1 pseudogene is annotated in these 399 nt (G+C 40.9%); it reads left to right on the top strand.

The features are described 5' to 3' along the window. Positions 1–399, top strand: a pseudogene (locus tag ASC50_RS05300) (hypothetical protein); the annotation flags it as partial.

Below are 399 nucleotides of genomic sequence, written 5' to 3'. Positions count from 1 at the left end.
ATTCCTTTATTATTTCAGACAGGCTATCTGACTGTCAAAGACACACCAAAGACTGATGGTGTTCATCTATACACGCTTGGAATTCCTAATCTGGAAGTGAGAAAGTCGCTGATGGAGCTTTTGTTAAGTGCATTTACTCAATATCCTGTGGCACAATTGGAAGGATTAGGGAAAGAGATGCTGCAACAGATTTGTGATTACGATGCAGAGGGTTTTACAAATAATATGCGTAAGATGCTTGCCGGAGTTCCTCTCAATTTGAAGACATCAAAGTGGATAAATAGAGCAAAAGCGGAAGCGGAAAATGCCGAACATGAAGCGCATTATCACATCATCTTTCAAATGTGGATGACTATGCTGGGCTTCAATATTCAAAACGAAAAGATTACCAGCCGGGGG

This window comes from Candidatus Symbiothrix dinenymphae (genome assembly GCF_001431085.1).
The sequence above is the reverse complement of the archived record's forward strand: the minus strand, read 5'-3'. Positions and strand labels throughout refer to the sequence as shown.